General features: G+C 62.0%; 17 protein-coding genes. 6 read left to right on the forward strand and 11 right to left on the reverse strand.

Annotated elements, in window-relative coordinates:
- Positions 1–14: 14 nt before the first annotated feature.
- The 3 genes from AACY45_RS02600 to AACY45_RS02610 all read right to left on the reverse strand — a co-directional run bounded on the left by AACY45_RS02600 (position 15) and on the right by AACY45_RS02610 (position 3,449).
- Positions 15–1,265, reverse strand: coding sequence for a sarcosine oxidase subunit beta (locus tag AACY45_RS02600; protein ID WP_003206307.1), 1,251 nt, complete (start codon positions 1,263–1,265; stop codon positions 15–17).
- Positions 1,266–1,288: 23 nt separating this feature from the next.
- Positions 1,289–2,542: a serine hydroxymethyltransferase gene (gene glyA, locus AACY45_RS02605; RefSeq protein WP_339544015.1), complete on the reverse strand. Its 1,254-nt coding sequence runs from the start codon at positions 2,540–2,542 to the stop codon at positions 1,289–1,291.
- A gap of 190 nt (positions 2,543–2,732) precedes the next feature.
- Positions 2,733–3,449, reverse strand: coding sequence for a TraX family protein (locus AACY45_RS02610; protein ID WP_339544016.1), 717 nt, complete (start codon positions 3,447–3,449; stop codon positions 2,733–2,735).
- A gap of 131 nt (positions 3,450–3,580) precedes the next feature.
- On the opposite strand from AACY45_RS02610, the gene AACY45_RS02615 reads away from it, so the two are divergent.
- A complete protein-coding gene (locus AACY45_RS02615) occupies positions 3,581–4,621 on the forward strand; it encodes a threonine aldolase family protein (protein ID WP_339544017.1) in 1,041 nt (346 codons plus the stop codon).
- A gap of 204 nt (positions 4,622–4,825) precedes the next feature.
- Positions 4,826–5,650, forward strand: a complete 825-nt coding sequence (locus AACY45_RS02620; RefSeq protein WP_339544018.1) for an SDR family oxidoreductase — start codon at positions 4,826–4,828, stop codon at positions 5,648–5,650.
- Positions 5,651–5,774: 124 nt separating this feature from the next.
- On the opposite strand, the gene gbcB is transcribed toward AACY45_RS02620, so the two are convergent.
- Positions 5,775–6,875 (reverse strand): glycine-betaine demethylase subunit GbcB, encoded by a 1,101-nt coding sequence (gene gbcB / locus AACY45_RS02625; protein WP_095164347.1) that lies wholly within the window; start codon positions 6,873–6,875, stop codon positions 5,775–5,777.
- Between the two features lie 282 nt (positions 6,876–7,157).
- Here gbcB and gbcA point away from each other — a divergent pair, with 282 nt between their 5' ends.
- Positions 7,158–8,453, forward strand: coding sequence for a glycine-betaine demethylase subunit GbcA (gene gbcA / locus AACY45_RS02630; protein WP_339544019.1), 1,296 nt, complete (start codon positions 7,158–7,160; stop codon positions 8,451–8,453).
- A 796-nt stretch (positions 8,454–9,249) separates the two neighbouring features.
- Here the strand turns inward: gbcA and etfB are convergent.
- The 6 genes from etfB to AACY45_RS02660 form a co-directional block, all read right to left on the reverse strand.
- The gene (gene etfB / locus AACY45_RS02635; RefSeq protein ID WP_339544020.1) at positions 9,250–10,020 is read right to left on the reverse strand and encodes an electron transfer flavoprotein subunit beta; all 771 of its coding nucleotides are present in this window, start codon (positions 10,018–10,020) and stop codon (positions 9,250–9,252) included.
- 15 nt (positions 10,021–10,035) lie between these two features.
- Positions 10,036–11,256 (reverse strand): electron transfer flavoprotein subunit alpha, encoded by a 1,221-nt coding sequence (gene etfA / locus AACY45_RS02640; RefSeq protein WP_339544021.1) that lies wholly within the window; start codon positions 11,254–11,256, stop codon positions 10,036–10,038.
- Positions 11,253–13,199: a dimethylglycine demethylation protein DgcB gene (gene dgcB, locus AACY45_RS02645; protein ID WP_339544022.1), complete on the reverse strand. Its 1,947-nt coding sequence runs from the start codon at positions 13,197–13,199 to the stop codon at positions 11,253–11,255. Before dgcB ends, etfA begins: the two co-directional genes overlap by 4 nt.
- A gap of 173 nt (positions 13,200–13,372) precedes the next feature.
- Positions 13,373–15,433 (reverse strand): dimethylglycine demethylation protein DgcA, encoded by a 2,061-nt coding sequence (dgcA, locus tag AACY45_RS02650; RefSeq protein WP_339544023.1) that lies wholly within the window; start codon positions 15,431–15,433, stop codon positions 13,373–13,375.
- A 15-nt stretch (positions 15,434–15,448) separates the two neighbouring features.
- Entirely contained in the window at positions 15,449–15,979 is a 531-nt protein-coding gene (locus AACY45_RS02655; RefSeq protein ID WP_339544024.1) for a DUF5943 domain-containing protein, read from the reverse strand.
- Between the two features lie 213 nt (positions 15,980–16,192).
- The gene (locus AACY45_RS02660; RefSeq protein ID WP_095147212.1) at positions 16,193–17,170 is read right to left on the reverse strand and encodes a dipeptidase; all 978 of its coding nucleotides are present in this window, start codon (positions 17,168–17,170) and stop codon (positions 16,193–16,195) included.
- Between the two features lie 234 nt (positions 17,171–17,404).
- On the opposite strand from AACY45_RS02660, the gene AACY45_RS02665 reads away from it, so the two are divergent.
- The gene (locus AACY45_RS02665; protein ID WP_339544025.1) at positions 17,405–17,803 is read left to right on the forward strand and encodes a lysozyme inhibitor LprI family protein; all 399 of its coding nucleotides are present in this window, start codon (positions 17,405–17,407) and stop codon (positions 17,801–17,803) included.
- A 40-nt stretch (positions 17,804–17,843) separates the two neighbouring features.
- Complete coding sequence (locus AACY45_RS02670; protein WP_339544026.1) at positions 17,844–18,260, forward strand: DUF3010 family protein; 417 nt, start codon at positions 17,844–17,846, stop codon at positions 18,258–18,260.
- Positions 18,261–18,263: 3 nt separating this feature from the next.
- On the opposite strand, the gene AACY45_RS02675 is transcribed toward AACY45_RS02670, so the two are convergent.
- A complete protein-coding gene (locus AACY45_RS02675) occupies positions 18,264–19,208 on the reverse strand; it encodes a GlxA family transcriptional regulator (RefSeq protein WP_339544027.1) in 945 nt (314 codons plus the stop codon).
- Between the two features lie 193 nt (positions 19,209–19,401).
- On the opposite strand from AACY45_RS02675, the gene choX reads away from it, so the two are divergent.
- Positions 19,402–20,346 (forward strand): choline ABC transporter substrate-binding protein, encoded by a 945-nt coding sequence (gene choX, locus AACY45_RS02680; RefSeq protein WP_339544028.1) that lies wholly within the window; start codon positions 19,402–19,404, stop codon positions 20,344–20,346.
- Positions 20,347–20,387: the final 41 nt, after the last annotated feature.

Here is a 20,387-nt window from a genome sequence, read left to right on the forward strand (position 1 = left end):
GGAAATTTCTCCTGTTAGTGGGCGACGGCCGCAGCGCCGTGTTCGTCGATCAGCGCACCGTTGTGGAACCGGTCGATGGAGAAAGGCGCCGCCAGCGGGTGCATTTCACCCTTGGCCAGGCTCGCCGCAAACACGTTGCCCGAACCCGGCGTGGCCTTGAAGCCACCGGTGCCCCAACCGCAGTTGAAGAACATGTTCGGCACCGGGGTCTTGGAAATGATCGGGCAGGCATCCGGCGTGGTGTCGACGATGCCGCCCCACTGGCGGTTCATGCGCACCCGCGACAGCACCGGGAACATTTCGACGATGGCCTGGATGGTGTGCTCGATCACCGGGTACGAACCGCGCTGGCCGTAGCCGTTGTAGCCGTCGATACCGGCGCCGATCACCAGGTCGCCCTTGTCGGACTGGCTGATGTAACCGTGCACCGCGTTGGACATGATCACGCTGTCGATAATCGGCTTGATCGGCTCGGACACCAGCGCTTGCAGCGGGTGCGATTCGATGGGCAGGCGGAAGCCGGCGAGCTTGGCCATGTGCCCGGAGTTACCGGCGGTCACCACACCAACGCGCTTGGCGCCGATGAAGCCCTTGTTGGTTTCGACGCCGATGCACACGCCGTTTTCCTTGCGAAAGCCGATCACTTCGGTCTGCTGGATCAGGTCCACGCCGAGGGCGTCGGCGGCCCGGGCAAAGCCCCAGGCCACGGCATCGTGACGGGCCACACCGCCGCGACGCTGGACGGTCGCGCCCATCACCGGGTAGCGAGTGTTCTTCGAGCAGTCCAGGTACGGAATCTCGTCGGCGACCTGCTTGGCGTTGAGCAATTCGCCGTCGACGCCGTTGAGGCGGTTGGCGCTGACCCGACGCTCGGAGTCACGAATGTCCTGCAGGGTGTGGCACAGGTTGTAGACGCCACGCTGGGAGAACATCACGTTGTAGTTGAGGTCCTGGGACAAACCTTCCCAGAGTTTCATCGCGTGTTCGTAGAGGTGCGCCGACTCGTCCCACAGGTAGTTGGAGCGCACGATGGTGGTGTTGCGCGCGGTGTTACCGCCACCCAGCCAGCCTTTCTCGACCACGGCCACGTTGGTGATGCCGTGCTCCTTGGCCAGGTAGTAGGCGGTCGCCAGACCATGCCCGCCACCGCCGACGATGACCACGTCGTAGACTTTTTTCGGGGTCGGCGTGCGCCACATGCGCTGCCAGTTTTCGTGGTGGCTGAGGGAGTGCTTGAAAAGGCCGAAGCCTGAGTAGCGTTGCATAGTCATTACTCCAAAAACCGCACTCAGCGATAAACCGGGAAGTCAGCGCACAGGGCCGAAACCTGCTGGGCGACATTGGCCTCGACATCGGCATCGCCGAGGTTGTCGAGGATGTCGCAGATCCAGCCGGCCAGCGTGACGCACTGGCTCACTTTGAAGCCGCGGGTGGTGACCGCCGGGGTGCCAATGCGCAGGCCGGAAGTGACAAACGGCGACTGCGGGTCATTCGGCACCGCGTTCTTGTTAACCGTGATGTGCGCACGGCCCAGGGCGGCGTCGGCGTCTTTGCCGGTAAGCCCCTGGCGGATCAGGCTGACCAGGAACAGGTGATTGTCGGTGCCGCCGGACACTACATCGTAGCCACGTTTGATAAACACGCTGGCCATGGCCTGGGCGTTGTCGATCACTTGTTGCTGATAAGCCTTGAAGCCTGGCTCCAGCGCTTCCTTGAAGCACACGGCCTTGCCGGCAATCACGTGCATCAGCGGGCCGCCCTGGGCGCCGGGGAACACGGCGGCGTTGAGCTTCTTCTCGATTGCTTCGTTGGACTTGCACAGGATCAGGCCGCCACGCGGACCGCGCAGGGTCTTGTGGGTGGTGGTGGTGACTACGTCGGCGTACGGCAGTGGATTAGGGTACAGGCCGGCAGCGACCAGGCCGGCAACGTGGGCCATGTCGACGAACAGCAGCGCACCGACCTTGTCGGCAATCTGCCGAAAGCGTGGGAAGTCGAGGGTCTTGGAGTAGGCCGAGAAGCCGGCGACGATCATCTTCGGCTGGCACTCGACAGCCAGGCGCTCGACCTCGTCGTAGTCGATCAGGCCGGTCTTGGTGTCGATGCCGTACTGCACGGCGTTGTACAGCTTGCCCGAGGACGACACCTTGGCACCGTGGGTCAAGTGACCACCGTGGGCCAGGCTCATGCCCAGGATGGTGTCGCCCGCCTGGATCAGGGCCAGGTACACCGCGCTGTTGGCCGAGGAGCCGGAGTGCGGCTGGACGTTGGCGTAGTCGGCGCCGAACAGTTGCTTGGCGCGCTCGATGGCCAGCGCTTCGACTTTATCCACGTGCTCGCAGCCACCGTAGTAACGCTTGCCCGGATAACCTTCGGCGTATTTGTTGGTCAGGCCACTGCCTTGTGCTTGCATGACACGCTTGCTGGTGTAGTTCTCTGACGCGATCAGCTCGATGTGATCTTCCTGGCGTTGCTCCTCGGCATTCATCGCCGCCAGCAGTGCATCGTCGTAACCCTGGATCTGGTCTTGCTTGCTGAACATCGCGTCTCTCCCAGCGGCGGTGGTGCGCCATTTTGTCTTGGTGAGGCACCGACCTGGCGGCAGTGCCCTTTGATGCGATGGTATGACCGGCGCAGACCGGTCAAATGCCTACGGACGCCACGCAAAGGTGCGTTTACGACATGGGCTGAAATGGACACGTCGTACTCGGTCACAAGATCAACACACACGGTTATGCGGCGATACTGCGGACGAGTAACAGAAGCAGAAAATGTAGCGGATACAAGGCATACGCCCAACGGCGCATCGGCGGTGGCTTGAGATGTCTGGTATGTCGCAACAAGACCAGACCCAGCAATGGCGCAATCAGACAAACGGCAATGCCGAGGACGGCTGCACCATGACCCAACCGCGCGGCGTAAAACAGCACCTGCCATTGATTCGCCGCCAGGCAGACCAGCCCCGGCAACACGGACCAGTACCAGGGTCGACGAATCACCAGCAAGGTCGCCAACGGCAGCAACACCCCAAAAACGCCAAACATCAGTCGCTCACTGAACAGCGTCGCCAGCAGCAACGCAACCAGCCCCAGGCCCCGCGATTGCAGGTCCTGGTGCAACCAGCCACGCGCAACCAGCAACCCCAGCGCCAGCGTGGGCAACACGTTCAGCACGTCAGGGTCGGGAATAAACAGGCGGTAGGGAATTTCACTGACCAGGCTAAACAGCAGCAACCACCCCAGGTAGCGCCACTGACCGCCGGTCGCCGCTGCCGGCGTGCGTGCCAGGTTGACCGCCATTGCCAGGCAGAACCAGGGAAACGCCAGGCGCCCCGGCACATAGAGCATATCGAGCGACCCGCCGACATAACGCAGGTGATCGAGGACCATGCTCAACAGTGCCAACCATTTGAGCAGATCGAGTGCACCGTCACGCTGCGTCACGTGCATAATTACCCCTCGACTGTGTAGCTTTCTGACAGACACATCGCGTGTGCTCTGCGGATGATCTTCGCTAAAGTGCGCACCCTCATTGACCACGAGCCGCTTCACCATAAGCGCCTCGACCACGGAAGCCGGCCATGACCGATAAGAGCCAACAATTCGCCAGCGACAACTATTCCGGCATCTGCCCCGAAGCCTGGGCGGCCATGGAGCAGGCCAACCAGGGCCACCAGCGCGCCTATGGCGACGATGAGTGGACTGCCCGCGCCTCGGACTACTTCCGCAAACTGTTCGAAACCGACTGCGAAGTGTTCTTCGCCTTCAACGGCACCGCCGCCAACTCCCTGGCCCTGTCGTCGTTGTGCCAGAGTTACCACAGCGTGATCTGCTCGGAAACCGCCCACGTCGAAACCGACGAATGTGGCGCCCCGGAATTTTTCTCCAACGGCTCCAAGCTGCTCACCGCGCGCACTGAAAACGGCAAGCTGACCCCGGAGTCGATCCGCGAGATCGCCCTCAAGCGCCAGGACATCCACTACCCCAAGCCGCGGGTCGTGACCCTGACCCAGGCCACTGAAGTCGGCAGCGTCTACACCCCAGAAGAAATCCGCGCCATCAGCGCCACCTGCAAAGAGCTGGGCTTGAACCTGCACATGGACGGCGCACGTTTTTCCAACGCCTGCGCGTTCCTCGATTGCTCGCCAGCCGACCTGACCTGGAAAGCCGGGGTCGACGTGCTGTGTTTTGGCGGCACGAAAAACGGCATGGCGGTGGGCGAGGCGATTCTGTTCTTCAACCAGAAACTGGCCGAAGACTTCGACTACCGCTGCAAACAGGCTGGGCAACTGGCATCGAAAATGCGCTTCCTCTCAGCGCCTTGGGTCGGCCTGCTGGAACACGATGCCTGGCTCAAGCACGCCCGCCACGCCAACTACTGCGCACAACTGCTGGCAGAACTGGTCAGCGACATTCCGGGCGTCGAACTGATGTTCCCGGTACAGGCCAATGGCGTATTCCTGCAACTCTCGGAACCGGCCATCGCTGCCTTGACCGCCAAGGGCTGGCGCTTCTACACCTTCATCGGCAAGGGCGGCGCACGCTTCATGTGCTCCTGGGACACCGAGGAAGAGCGGGTGCGGGAACTGGCTGCGGACATTCGCGACGTGATGTCTCACTAACCTCCCCCCTGTAGGAGCAAGCCCGCTCGCGATGGACTTGAAGACGCTGTGTTCATCCTGAAATCACGCGTTTTCGTTAACGTCCATCGCGAGCAAGCTCGCGCCTACAAAAAGCCCCACAACCTGACCGTTCGCGCCTGAATACTTCGTCTACATTGTCTGTCGAGCCCTTACGCTCACATAACAATAAGCAGGAGCATGCGCATGTCACTTCAAGGCAAAACCCTCTTCATCACCGGCGCCAGTCGTGGTATCGGCCGTGAAATTGCACTGCGTGCCGCCAGGGACGGGGCCAATATCGTGATTGCCGCGAAAAGCGCGCAACCCCACGCCAAACTACCCGGGACCATCTTCAGCGTGGCCGAGGAAGTGGAAGCCGCGGGCGGCAAGGCCCTGCCCCTGCAGGTGGATGTGCGCGATGAAGAGGCGGTGCGCCAGGCACTGGCCAAGGCCAATCAACACTTCGGCGCGATTGATGCGCTGGTCAACAACGCCGGGGCGATCAAGCTCACCGGCGTTGCCCACATCGAACTCAAGCGCTTCGACCTGATGCACCAGATCAACACCCGTGCGGTGCTGCTGTGCAGCCAAGCCGCCCTGCCCTATCTGAAAAAATCCGCCGGGCACATCCTCAACCTCTCGCCGCCGTTGAACCTGGCGACTCAGTGGTTTGCCCAGTACAGCCCCTACACCGTGACCAAGTACGGCATGAGCATGCTGACCCTGGGCATGAGCGAGGAATTCCAGAACCATGGCATCAGCGTCAACTCGTTATGGCCGCAGACCATGATTGCCACGGCGGCCATCGAGTTTCAGCTGGGCTCCAGGGAATCGTTCAAGCATGCACGCCTGCCTGCGATCATGGCCGACGCCGCCCATGTCATCTTGAGCAGCAGCGCGCGCAGCCTGACTGGGCGTTTGTTGATTGATGAAGAGATTTTGCGCGAAAACGGTGTGAGCGATTTCGAGCATTACCGGTTTGAGCCTGGGAGCAAAGAAAAGCTGATGCCCGACCTATTCGTTGACTGAAAAAACGCGATCCCTGTAGGAGCGAGCTCGCTCGCGAAGGACGACAGAACAACGCGGGGCATCAGGACGCCAGCGTTACCGTTGACGTCCATCGCGAGCAAGCTCGCTCCTACAGGTTGCCGTATCAGAATTCGATGCGCACGTCGCCCTTCGGCACGCTGCAGCACGACAGGATGAACCCTTCGGCCTCGTCTTCCTCGGTGATCCCGCCGTTGTGGTCCATCTCCACCTCACCGCCCAGCTTCATCACCTTGCAGGTCCCGCAAATGCCCATGCCGCAGGCCTTGGGAATCAGCAGGCCAAGCTTGGCCGCCGCCGCGTGCACGGTTTCTCCCGGGGCCACGCGGATGCTCTTGCCAGACGCGGTGAACTCCACCTGGTGCAGGTCGGCGATGTCGATTTCCGGGGCATCGGCTGCCTGTTCGGCTTGCTCCACCGCATCGGCACGCGCTTCTGGTGGTGTGGCGCCGAAGGATTCCTCGTGGTAGCGCGTCATGTCGAAGCCAGCGGCCTCCAGCAGGCGCTTGACCGCATTCATGTACGGCGTCGGACCGCAGCAGAACACTTCCCGCTCGAGGAAATCCGGCGCCATCAGTTCGAGCATCTTATGGTTCAGGTAACCCCGATACCCGGCCCAGGGCTCGCCCAGGCCGTGCTTTTCGCAAATCAGGTGCAGACTGAAGTTATCGATCCGCGAGGCCATGTGCTCCAGTTCGCGGTGATAGATGATGTCCTTGGGCGAACGGGCGCTGTGGATAAACACCATGTCGACATTGCCGTTGGTGTCGTAGAACCAGCGCGCCATCGACATCACCGGGGTAATGCCGACGCCACCGCTGAGGTAGAGCACTTTCGGTGCGGTGAAGTCCATCGCGTTGAACAGCCCGACCGGCCCGTGCACCGCCAGCTCCTGGCCTTCATGCAGGGTGTCGTGCAGCCAGTTGGAGACCTTGCCGCCCGGCACCCGCTTGATGGTTACCGAGAAGCTGTAAGGCACCGAAGGCGAGCTGGAGATGGTGTACGAACGCATGATCGGCTGGCCGTCGATTTCCAGCTCCAGGGTGACAAACTGCCCCGGTTTGAAGAAGAACATGATTGGCTGGTCGGCCATGAAGCAGAAGGTGCGCACGTCCCAGGTTTCCTGGATGACTTTGACGCAACGGACAATGTGTCGACCATTGGCCCAGGTCTGGGTGGTTACCGGGTTCAGGAAGCTGTTGGACATGCTGATCTCCACGGCCGACTACCGGCCTCATGTTGGCGATTCTGCGTATAGCGCCGACCGACCATTTACCTATCTGCGACATTCACATGCTTATCGCGACCAGCCCCTTGTTACCGGGGGTTGAGCGTCGGGAACAGAGTGGGCCATGTCGCTCGTGGATAAGGTTCTGGGCGGCGGCAGCCCCACACTCGCCTCAACAGATAAACACTGTTTGTGTCTTGCGTAGCAACCGTATCAGCCACTATTCGCCGGCCACACAGAATGGCCATGAGGACTCAATCGATGGACGTCACCGCAAAAATCAGCCTGGGCGATCCGCTGGAACCCGCACGCAAGGCCACCGCCCAAATGCTGCAGGAACGTGAGCGCACGTTCTCACTGCCGCAGCCGTTCTACTCCGACGACCGGCTGTTCGATATCGACATGCAGGAGATCTTTCAGAAAGAGTGGCTGATCGCCGGCATGACCTGCGAAATCCCGACCAAGGGCAACTACCTGACCCTGCAGGTCGGCAAGAACCCGATCATCGTGATTCGCGGTGCCGAGGGGGTGGTGCATGCCTTCCACAACGTCTGCCGCCACCGTGGCTCGCGCCTGTGCACCAGCGACAAGGGCAAGGTGGCCAAGCTGGTCTGCCACTACCACCAGTGGACCTACGAGCTCGACGGCCGCCTGCTGTTTGCCGGCACCGAGATGGGCGACGACTTCGACATGAAGCAGTACGGCCTCAAGCCGGTGAACGTGAAGACCGCAGGCGGCTACATCTTCATCAGCCTGGCGGAAAATCCGCCGGCCATCGATGACTTCCTGTCGACGCTGACCCATTACATGGAACCGTACGACATGGAAAACACCAAGGTGGCGATCACCACCACCTTGATGGAAAAAGCCAACTGGAAGCTGGTGCTGGAGAACAACCGCGAGTGTTACCACTGCAACGCCTCGCACCCCGAGTTGCTGAAAACCCTGCTCGAATGGGACGACGTCACCGACCCGCGCGCCGACCAGGCGTTCAAGGACCACGTGGCCGCCTCTGCCGCCGCCTGGGAAGCCGAGAAGATCCCTTACGCCCACGCCAGCTTCGGCCTGCGTAACCGCATCGTGCGCATGCCGCTGCTCAAGGGCACCGTGTCGATGACCCTGGACGGCAAGCAAGGCTGCAAAAAACTCATGGGCCGTATCCAGAACCCGGACCTGGGCTCGATGCGCATCCTGCACCTGCCGCACTCCTGGAACCACTGCATGGGCGACCACATCATTGTGTTCACCGTGTGGCCGATCAGCGCCCAGGAAACCATGGTCACCACCAAGTGGATCGTCCACAAGGACGCTGTCGAAGGCGTCGACTACGACGTCGACCGCATGCGCCAGGTCTGGGACGCCACCAACGACCAGGACCGGCGCCTGGCCGAAGAGAACCAGCGCGGCATCAACTCCACCGCCTACCAGCCGGGTCCGTACTCCAAGACTTACGAGTTCGGGGTGGTGAACTTCGTGGACTGGTACAGCGAGCGCATGTTGAGCAACCTGGGCGCCGAACCTGCACCGTACCTCAAGGGTGTCCCCGTCACCGGCTGACCCCGCCTCCCACCCTGTAGGAGTGAGCTTGCTCGCGATGGCATTGCACCTGACACACCGCAGTGCCATTCGCCCGCAAGCCCCCCTACAATACTGTTCAATTTTCGATCTACAGCGCTCCCACCCCTGCAGGGCTAGGCCCCAGCCTTGTGCGAACACGTTATCCACAACTCAGCCCACAGCAAATGTGGGCAACTGTGGATTCCCCGCAAATTTTTTCCAAACAACGCCAATAAAATCCGTGACTTATTCAAATCACCGGTTTCCCCCAGGTATTGTATGTTTTTTGATCAAACCTCTGTAAGCCACGTACTTCCTGAGCTACAGAGGATCGCAAACACCTTATCCACAGAAGCACCAACAGACTTTGGGGGCAACTTGCAGGGCTTTGTGGAAAACCGCGTCCAGGCGTTATATTTCGTGGGTTTGCGTGAGGTTAGCCAGTGAAAAGCAGGCATTTGATCAGTTATTGACCAAAAGCCTGCAAGCCCCGGTTTATATGGCCTACAGCCGACAGCGAACATCTTATCCACAGAAGCGCCAACAGAGATTGGGGGCAAGTCGTGCCCCCAATAGCGCCTTGATCGCGGAAAAAAGCTCGAAAAAACAATGAGTCAGCCTGGTTGTTTTTCGTACAAAGGCCTGCAGGGCTTGATTGACGTGGGGTGTAGCGAGGGGTGAACACCTTATCCACAGAAGCGCTAACAGCGATTGTGGGTAAAACCGGAAGACTGACCTTTGGCGGGAGCCGGTTCGCCGGCGCAGCGCCCGGCAAGCCTTACCCAGGGCGCAGGGACTAACGCACCACCCCTTCTTCGATCAACAACTTGAGGATCGCCTGCGCGCCCTCCTCGGCACTCACGCCCTTGAGCACCTGCCCACCGCCGCCGCTGGCCTTGGCGGTGGCCGCTTTCATCCGGTCGGCGCCGCTCTTGGCCTTGATCACCTTCAAGCGTTTAGGCCGTGACTTGGCTGGTTGCAGGGTCGAGACGGCCAACAGTTCATCGTCGACGATCTCTACTTCATCAGCTTGCAATACTCCACGTTGGGCCGGGCCGTAGGCGCTCTGGCGAGGCTTGGGCGCGGCGTTATCCACAGTCGCCAGGAACGGCAAGCGCACCTTCAAGCGACGCCGCTGACCGCGTGGCAACGCTTGCAGCACCAATGCCGAACCGCCGTCGATCGACTCGACCTGCGCCAGGCCCACCACCAGCGGCCAGCCGAGGTTTTCGGCCAGCAGGAACGGCAACATGCCCGATCCTTCGCCGGTTTCCGCCTGGCTGCCGGTCAGCACCACCTGGGCGCCGGCGCCACGCAAGTAGTCGGCCAAGGCTGGTAGTGCATCGGCGCCTGGCGGTTGCTCGAGCACGTGCAACTGCTCCAGGCCCATCCCCAGGTAGGCCCGCAACGCGGGCTCGGCGATGTCGCCGGCGTGCAGCACTTGCAGGTTATCCCCAGCCAGTTGCAAACCCAGTTCAACCGCCCGTGCATCCTGTTCGGCGCGGCGTGGCCGGCCGGAGGTCGGGTGGGCGCCAATCGAGACCAGGCTGATGACGTGTGTACTCATGACCCATTCCTTCCGTTAAGCCGCATCGCGCTTGGCGTCGTTGCGATAGGCCGCGACTGCCGCGATCAAGGCTTGCAGCACCTCGGCGCTCTCGCCAATGACCGACAGGTCGGCCCGCTTGATCATGTCGCAGCCCGGGTCGAGGTTGATCGCCACCACCTTGTCGCAGGCACCGATGCCTTGCAGGTGCTGGATTGCCCCGGAAATCCCCACGGCCACGTAAACCCGTGCCGTGACCCAGGTGCCGGACGCCCCGACCTGACGATCGCGCGCCATGAAGCCGTCGTCCACCGCGACCCGCGAAGCGCCTTCGGTCGCGCCAAGGGCAGCGGCGGTCTGGTGGAACAGGTTCCAGTCCTTGACCCCGTTACCGCCGGAGAAAATGAACTCGGCCTCGGCCATGGGAATCGCCGCCGGGTCCACCGCCACCGCCCCCAGATCCTCGATGCGCGACAGGCTGCGCGCCACGGCTGTGGATAACTCCACCGGCAAGGCTTCGTGACGGGTTTCGCTGACCGGTTCGGCGCATTCCACCGCCGCCAGGATCAAGCGCGAGAGCGGTCGGGCGAGGTCCTGCAGGCCAGCACCGGCACGCCCGATGCACGCCTGATCCTTGACCTGCCAGACCCGCGTGGCCGGGCGCTCGCCCAGGGCGGCGGCGAAGCGCCGACCCAGTTCACCACCACCGCTGCGACTGTCCGGCAGCAACCAGTGACGTGGGCTGAACTGGTTATCCACAGCCCGCAACCCCTGCACCCGTTGTTCCGGTGCATAACCGGCAAATTCGTCGCCCTCGAGCACCAGCAGGCGGTCGACACCGGCGCTGGCGAAGGTGGTTTCCTTGTGTTCGCCAAACACCACCGCCAACACCGCGCCGTCGCTGCCGGCCAACTGATGGGCCAGGCCCAGCAGATCGCGGTCGTGACTGCTCAAGCGCCCACCGACCATGTCCGGCACCACGCTGATGTAGAACGCCGGCGTCGGCACCTGATGCAACGGCAACTGCACCTGCACCGCCGCCGTGCGCTTGGCCGTCCCGCCCTGCTGGGCGCCACTGCGGTCGATGCGCTTGAGGCCGTTGGGGCCAATGAAGCCGATGCCATGGGGATTCTTGCGGATCACGCCGTTCGGCCCCATCCAGCTGTGTTGCTGCGATTGCAGGGCCGCATGCAGCGGGTGCAGGCGGTTGCGGGCGATCCACTCGGCCCGTGGATCGCGGCGGATTATGTCGCTCATACATGCACCTGCGCAGGTTGGCGTTGGATCGGGGCCTTGGCCGGTGCGGCGTCTTCGAGCAACACATCGGCCACCAGCTCGGCAATGTCCTTGATCAGGGGGCGCGGTTCGACCACCCCTTCGAGCATCGCCGTGCATTGTGGACAGCCCACGGCCACCAGTTCGGCGCCGGTCTCGCGGATGTCTTCCATGCGCATGTCGGGAATCCGTTGCTTGCCGGGGATGTCGGTGATCGGCGCCCCACCACCGCCACCGCAGCAGCGTGAGCGAAAGCCCGAGCGTTGCATCTCCTTGACCTCGATACCCAGGGCACGCAGCACTTGGCGCGGGGCCTCGTATTCGCCGTTGTAGCGCCCCAGGTAGCACGGGTCGTGGTAGGTCACGCTGCTGCCTTTGTGCTGGCCGAGGTTGAGCGCACCGGCATCGATGATTTCTGCCATGTAAGTGCTGTGGTGTTGCACGAGGTAGTTGCCGTCGAAGGCGCCATACTCGTTTTTCAGCACGTGGAAGCTGTGCGGGTCGCAGGTGACGATGCGGTTGAAGCGGTACTTGGCCAGGGTCTGGATATTGCGTTTGGCCAACAGCTGGAAGGTTGCCTCATCGCCCAGGCGGCGAGCCACGTCACCGCTGTCGCGCTCTTCCAGGCCGAGGACGGCGAACTCGACCTTGGCCGCCTTGAGGACTTTGACGAAAGCCCGAAGGGTGCGCTGGTTGCGCATGTCAAAGGCCCCGTCGCCGACCCAGAACAGCACGTCGGTGGATTGTTTCTCGCTCATCAAATTGAGGTTCAAGTCCGCCGCCCAGTTCATCCGCCCACCCGGGGCGAAGCCGCCCGGGTTGTCGGTGGCGATCAGGTTTTCCAGGACTTCGGCGCCCTTGTTCGGGGTCGCGCCTTTTTCCAGGGTCAGATGGCGGCGCATGTCGACGATGGCATCGACGTGCTCGATCATCATCGGGCATTCCTCGACGCAGGCACGGCAGGTGGTGCAGGACCACAGGGTCTCGGCGTCCACCAGGCCATTGACGATCGGCTGGTGCGGATTGCCGGCGTGCTCGCCGATGGCTATGCCCGGATAGGGGCTGCCCGCGAACTTCGCATCGGTGCCACCGGCCAGGCCGACCACCATGTCCTGAATCAGCTTTTTCGGGTTCAGCGGCTGACCGGCAGCAAACGCCGGGCACGCGGCTTCGCACTTGCCGCACTGCACGCAGGCGTCAAATCCCAGCAGTTGGTTCCAGGTGAAATCCTTGGGTTTTTCCACGCCCAGGGGCGCTTGTGGATCGTTCAGGTCGAGCGGCTTGAGGCCGGTCGAACGACCGCCGCCAAACCGCTCGGCGCGTCGGTGCCAGGCCAGGTGCAGGGCACCGGCAAAGGCGTGTTTCATCGGCCCGCCCCAGGTCATGCCGAAGAACAACTCAGACACCCCCCACAACACTCCCAGCCCCAGGATCGCCGCCAGCAGCCACCCGCCGAAGTGCTCCGGGAGAATGCCCGCCACCGGCAGGGTCACCAGGAAAAACGACGCCGAGAATGCCAGCAGGCTTTTCGGCAAGCGCATCCACGGGCCTTTGGACAACCGGGCCGGTGGGTTGCGCCGACGCAGGTAAACGAAGATCGCCCCGACAAACATCACTGCCGTCATCAACAGCAGCGCGTACCCCAGGAAGCGGTTATGCAGGCCAAATCCGTGGACCAGGATCGCCAGCACCGCGGAGGCCACCGCGCCACCGGCCGTGGCGACGTGGGTATTGGCGATGTATTTGTCCCGCGCCACCACGTGGTGCAGGTCGACCATGTAGCGCTTGGGCATAGCCAGCAGGCCGCCGATCAGGTCGACTTTCGAAGCCCGGCCCCGGCGCCACATGGCCACCCGCCGCAAGGCGCCCAGGACAGCCAGGCCCAGGGCAGCAAACAGCAGGAGGGGAAGAATTGTGTTCAACATGGGTGTTGCTCCCAAAGACCTCGGGCTTAACTATCTGGATGCCTTGCTTGATCCCTTGTAGGAGCGAGCCTGCTCGCGAAAAACCTGAGAACACCGCGCTGAATCAGACTCCCCGCGTCATCGTTCACGTCCATCGCGAGCAGGCTCGCTCCTACAGGGCTATGTGCAAGCTCTTAGAAATCCTTGCACAACCGCAGCGCGTCGTAGATCGCGGCATGGGTGTTGCGCTGGGCCACGCAGTCGCCAATGCGGAACAGCAGGTAGCCGTCCCCCGGTTGGCTCAACGAGGGCTGGGGCTTGATCGCGAACAGGGCTTCGACGTCGACCTGGCCCTTGTTGCGCGAACCGTCCTTGAGCGCGTAATAGATTTCTTCATCCGGCCGCACGCCGTTTTCCACCACCACCTGGTCGACCACCCGCTCCTCTTTGGCGCCGGTGTATTCGTTCTCCAGCACGGCAATCAGCTTGTCGCCCTCGCGGTAGACCTTTTCCAGCATCATGTCGCCGGTCATGATCACTTCCTTGGGGTACATGCTGCGGTAGTAAGTCGGGAACGACGTACCGCCAATCGCCACGCCGGGCTTGATGTCGTCGGTGACGATCTCGACCTGGCAACCCTTGTCGGCCAGGAAGTCGGCCACCGACATCCCGGTGAATTCACAGATGGTGTCGTAGACCAGCACGTTCTTGCCGGGCGCCACCTTGCCGTCGAGCACGTCCCAGCTACTGACCACCAGGCCTTCGGCCGCGCCCCAGTGCTCGTTCTGCTCCAGGAACGGATGGCCGCCCACCGCCAGCACCACCACGTCCGGACGCAGGTCGAGAATGGTCGCCGCATCGGCGGCCACGCCCAGGCGCAGGTCGACTTTCAGGCGAGCCAGTTCCAGCTGGAACCAGCGGGTGATACCGGCGATCTGGTCCCGTTGCGGGGCTTTGGAGGCCGTGGTGATCTGTCCGCCGATGAATTCCTTCTTCTCGAACAGGGTCACGTCATGGCCACGTTCCGCCGCGACGCGCGCAGCTTCCATCCCGGCCGGACCGGCACCGACCACCACCACCTTGCGTTTCGGCCCGGTGGACTTCTCGATAATGTGCGGCACACCCATGTATTCACGGGACGTCGCGGCGTTCTGGATGCACAACACATCCAGGCCCTGGTACTGCCGGTCGATGCAGTAGTTGGCACCGACGCATTGCTTGATCTGGTCGATCTGGCCCATCTTGATCTTGGCGATCAGGTGCGGGTCGGCGATATGGGCGCGGGTCATGCCGACCATGTCGACGTAGCCGCCTTCCAGAATCCGCGTGGCCTGGTTCGGGTCCTTGATGTTCTGCGCATGCAGTACCGGAACCTTGACCACTTCCTTGATCCCGGCCGCCAGGTGCAGGAACGGCTCCGGTGGATAACTCATGTTGGGGATCACGTTGGCCAGGGTGTTGTGGGTGTCGCACCCCGAGCCGACCACACCGATGAAATCGAGCATGCCGGTGTCGTCGTAGTACTTGGCGATCTGTTTCATGTCTTCGTGGGACAGACCGTCCGGGTGGAACTCGTCACCGCACAGGCGGATGCCGACACAGAAGTCGTCACCGACCTCGGCACGCACCGCCTTGAGCACTTCCAGGCCGAACTTCATGCGGCCTTCGAAGGTGCCACCCCATTCATCGGTGCGCTTGTTGACCCGTGGGCTCCAGAACTGGTCGATCATGTGCTGGTGCACGGCCGACAGCTCGACGCCGTCCAGGCCGCCGGCCTTGGCCCGACGCGCGGCCTGGGCGTAGTTGCCGATGACCCGCCAGATTTCTTCCGGCTCGATGGTCTTGCAGGTGGCGCGGTGCACCGGTTCACGGATGCCCGATGGCGACATCAGGGTCGGCCAGTTGAAACCGTCCCAACGCGAGCGACGGCCCATGTGGGTAATCTGGATCATGATCTTGGCGCCGTGCTTGTGCATGGCGTCGGCCAGGTTCTGGAAGTGCGGAATGATGCGGTCGGTGGACAGGTTGACCGAGCTCCACCATTCCTGCGGGCTGTCGATGGCCACCACCGACGAACCGCCGCAAATCGCCAGGCCGATCCCGCCCTTGGCTTTCTCTTCGTAATACTTGACGTACCGATCGGTGGTCATGCCGCCGTCGGTGGCATACACCTCGGCGTGCGCGGTGCTGAGCACGCGGTTGCGGATGGTCAGTTTGCCGATCTGGATCGGCTGGAACATTGCTTCGAAAGCCATGGCAGGATCCTCGACTTACAACGGCTTGACGGTGAACAAGCCGTCGTCGTGGCCTTCTTCGGAGCCACCGTAAACCTGTTCGGCGACCGTGCGGAGCTTGCTGCCGCGCGCCTGCAGGATCTGGTCCATGGCACCGGCAAACCAGCCGGTGAACATGTAGTCGACCTTGCGTCCTACCTTGCCGTACACATAGACAAACGCCGAATGTTCGAGCTTGACGCTTGCAGTGCCTTTGTCGAGGTCAATGTCCTGGATCTTGAACAGGCCCCAACCGCGTTGCGACAGGCGTTTCATGTAGTGCTCGAACACCGCGACACCCTCCAGGCCGTGGCATTCGGCTTCCTTCTCGCACCAGTGCCAGGCGGACTTGTAGCCGGCCTTGTAGAGGATCTCGGCATAGGCGTCGGCACCCAGTACTTCTTCGATGCCCATGTGGTTGTTGACGAAGAAATGGCGCGGCACGTACAGCATCGGCAGGGCGTCGGAGGTCCAGACACCGGTCTCGCTGTCGACTTCGATTGGCAATTGCGGGGCGATCTTGGCCATGGAAACTAAACTCCAGAAAATTCGTGGTCAGTGCTTAGCAAAGCTTTTGCTTTGCTCTTATAAACAAGTTGTGTGAATGACTTTGGAGCCGTAGCGAGCACGTCGAGAGCAAGGAAGGACCGGAGCGACAAGCGAGACAGTACGGGACGTACGGCGAGCTTGGCGCGAGGACCTGACGCAGCTATCGGCGAGCGGAGTAGGCTCCAGAGTTATTCACTCGCCCCAGACGTCTTTGAGAACGTTCACCCAGTTCTCGCCCATGATCTTGCGCACCACACGCTCGGGATGGCCGCGCTTGAGCAGGGTTTCGGTCAGGTTCGGGAACTCGCCCACAGTGCGGATGCCCAGCGGGTTGATGATCTTGCCGAAGCTGGTCAGGCGGCGGGCGTAGCCCTTGTCGTGGGTCAGGTATTCGAAGAAGTCCTGGCCGTGGCCCTGGGTGAAGTCGGTACCGATGCCGATGGCGTCTTCGCCGACAATGTTCATGGTGTATTCGATGGCTTCGGCGTAGTCGTCGATGGTCGAATCGATGCCCTTGGCCAGGAATGGCGCAAACATGGTCACGCCGACAAAACCACCGTGATCGGCGATGAACTTCAGTTCTTCATCGGATTTGTTGCGCGGGTGCTCTTTAAGACCCGACGGCAGGCAGTGGGAATAGCAGACCGGTTTTTTCGATTCGAGGATGACTTCTTCCGAAGTCTTGGAGCCGACGTGGGACAGGTCGCACATCACGCCGACACGGTTCATCTCGGCCACGATTTCCCGACCGAAACCCGACAGGCCGCCGTCACGCTCGTAGCAACCGGTGCCCACCAGGTTCTGGGTGTTGTAGCACATCTGCACGATGCCAACGCCGAGCTGCTTGAACACTTCGACATAGCCAATCTGGTCTTCGAAGGCATGGGCGTTCTGGAAGCCGAAGAGGATCCCGGTCTTGCCCAGTTCCTTGGCCTTGCGGATATCGGCGGTGGTGCGTACCGGCATCACCAGGTCGCCGTTCTCGCGGATCAGTTTCTGGCTGGCGGCAATGTTGTTGACGGTAGCCTGGAACCCTTCCCACACCGACACGGTGCAGTTGGCCGCGGTCAGGCCACCTTTGCGCATGTCTTCAAACAGCTCACGGTTCCACTTGGCAATGATCAGCCCGTCGATAACGATGCTGTCGGCGTGCAGTTCGGCTGGGCTCATCAGGCTGTCCCCTTATTGGCGATTCATGCGCCGAATCGTCTGCCGGCGCTTTGGGTCAGCATATGCCTCGGTGCCCGGGCAGCCGGGTGCAAAAACGACAGGGGGTTTGCCGAAAGCGTCAATCCACGACAAAGGGTTACATCACCACCGGTTTGCCCGTCTGTTCTTTACCCGGCGCTTGGGCCAGAATCCGCCGCATCACTGGATGCTTCACGGAATTAGGACGACAGCTCAATGAAATCGATCTTCTTCGCATTGGCACTGATAGCGACCGGGGTACAGGCGGCTGAAGACGCTGACAACAACCCTTGCGATGCGGTCGAAAACGACATCCAGACCCTGGAATGCTCGGCCTACAACAAGACCACCGCCGAACAACTGCTCAAGGACAACTACCTGGGGTTGCTGGAGCGGTTCAGGGCCGAATATGCAGGCAACAAGGCGCAATTGGCAGACATCACCGGCAAGCTGCAGGTCGCCGAGCAGCTCTGGGTCAAGTCCCGGGACGCCGATTGCGCGATCGCGCCGTTCCCTGCCGCCGTGGGCAGCAAGGCCTACATCATCGACCAGAACGACTGCCTGGCGAACAAGAGTGACGAACGCTCGGAGTTCCTGGAGTCACTGGCTCAGTAACCAAGCCCCCCTCAACGACGCACTGTAAAAGGCGACCTCCATGAAACTCTGCGGCATCGAAATCAAAGGCAGCGAAGCGATCATCGCCGTCGCCTCCCTCGACGGCCAGGCGCTCAGCCATGTCGCCCTGGCCACCAAGAAAATTGCCCTGGACGATGACGACGACGCCACCAACGTCAAACGTTTCGCCGCGCAAGTCGCTTCGTTCGTCCGCGAGCACTCGATCGACCGCATCGCGATCAAGAAGCGCAGCAAGAAAGGCGAGTTTGCCGGCGGCCCGACCACCTTCAAGATCGAAGGTGTATTCCAGCTGCTCGACAGCTGCGAAGTGACCCTGCTGTCACCCCAGACCCTCAACGCGCAGTACAAAAAACACGACTTCGCCCTGCCGGCCACCCTCAACAAATATCAGCATGAGGCGTATAAAGCGGCGTGTTCGGCACTGATGAAGACGTAAGGATCACGCCTTGACGGTACGCCGATCCTCCCGCGGACAGCGCTCGAACCGGGTCCGGTAGCTGCGGGTGAAGTACGACGGCGATTCGAATCCGCAGGCGATGCTCACCTCCAGGACGCTCATGTCGGTCTGGCGCAGCAGTTGCCGGGCCTTTTCCAGGCGCAGGCCCAGGTAGAAATTGCTCGGTGTGTCGTTCAGGTGCAGGCGGAACAGGCGCTCCAGCTGGCGCCGGGTGACCTTGATCGACTCCGCCAATTGCAGGGTGCTCAGGGGCGGCTCGCTGTGCTGCTCCATCTCGCCAATCACCTGCACCAGCTTCTTGTTACTGATGCCGTAGCGCGTGGCGATCTGCATGCGCTGGTGGTCCTTGCGCGGGCGAATGCGCCCCAGCACGAACTGTTCGCTCACTTCGATCGCCAGCTCGGGGCCGTGGGCCTGGGCGATCAAATCGAGCATCAGGTCGATGGACGCTGTGCCGCCAGCCGAGGTGATGCGCCGGCGGTCGATCTCGAACAGCTCCTGGGTGACGCTCAGTTGTGGGTAGGACTCCTTGAAGGCTTCGATGGCTTCCCAGTGCAAGGTCACCCGATGACCGTCCAGCAGACCGGCCTCGGCGAGGACCACGCTGCCGGTGTCGATGCCGCCGAGGGTCACACCCTCCTGATCGAGGCGGCGCAACCAGTGCGCCAATGCCGGGTCGACGAACTTCAGCGGCTCGAAGCCGGCGACCACCAGCAAGGTCGCGCCCTTCTTCAGCGGCTCCAGCGCCGCGTCGGCGTTGAGCGACATGCCGTTGCTGGCCAGTACCGGCCCGCCATCGGCGCTCAACACGTGCCAGCGGTACAGCTCGCCACGAAAGCGGTTGGCCACCCGCAGCGGCTCGATCGCCGAAATGAAACCAATCGCCGAGTAGCCCGGCAGCAGTAGAAAGTAAAAATCCTGGGACATGGAGCGTACTCCGATGGCGGGCAGCGTGGAGACGTTGATACGCCACTTGCAAGCGCCCGACAAGGGCACAGGTCGCTGCAGTGCAAGAGCGGGTCGCCGCAGTGCGTTTTCTGCCCTGTAGAGCTGCGTAACGTTGACCTCACCGACGCAACAGACGCCGGAACCGACAAAAACGACTGCCGAGGACCCCACCATGAAACGACTGACCCGCCGCTGTGTTCTTGCGCTCAGCGCGAGTGCTTTCCTGAGTTCCGGCGCCATGGCCGCCGACCCTGCCGTGTGCCAGAACGTGCGCATGGGCGTGGTCAACTGGACCGACGTGATCGCCACCAGTGCCATGACCCAGGTCCTGCTGGACGGCCTCGGCTACAAAACCAAACAGACCAGCGCCTCGCAACAGATCATCTTCGCCGGCATCCGCGACCAGCGCCTGGACCTGTTCCTCGGCTACTGGAACCCACTGATGACCCAGACCATCACCCCGTTCGTCGAGGCCAAGCAGGTCACGGTCCTGGCTGAGCCCAGCCTCAAGGACGCCCGCGCCACCCTGGCCGTGCCGACTTACCTGGCCGACAAGGGCTTGAAGACCTTCGCCGACATCGCCAGGTTCGAAAAAGAACTGGGCGCCAAGATCTATGGCATCGAGCCCGGCTCGGGCGCCAACACCCAGATCAAGGCAATGATCGCCAAGAACCAGTTCGGCCTGGGTAAATTCCAGCTGGTCGAGTCCAGCGAGGCCGGCATGCTCGCGGCGGTGGACCGTGCCGTGCGGCGCAAGGAAGCCGTGGTGTTCTTCGGCTGGGCGCCGCACCCGATGAACGTCAACGTGCAGATGACCTACCTCACCGGCAGTGAAGATGCGCTCGGCCCGAACGAAGGAAAGGCCACGGTCTGGACCGTCACCGCGCCGAAATACGCCGAGCGATGCCCGAACATCGGCAAGTTGCTGAGCAACCTGACCTACACCGCCGAAGATGAGAGCCGGATGATGCAGCCGCTGCTCGATCACAAAGACGCTTTCGAATCGGCCAAGCAATGGCTGAAAGATCACCCGCAAGACAAGCAACGCTGGCTCGAAGGTGTGACCACTTTCGATGGCAAACCGGCCGCTGAGCATTTGCAACTGACCAGCCAATAAACCCCGATTGAACCACCGCGTCGCAGCCCTGCGGGGCTGCG

It is taken from the genome of Pseudomonas sp. RA_35y_Pfl2_P32, from assembly GCF_963970735.1.
Lineage (GTDB): Bacteria > Pseudomonadota > Gammaproteobacteria > Pseudomonadales > Pseudomonadaceae > Aquipseudomonas.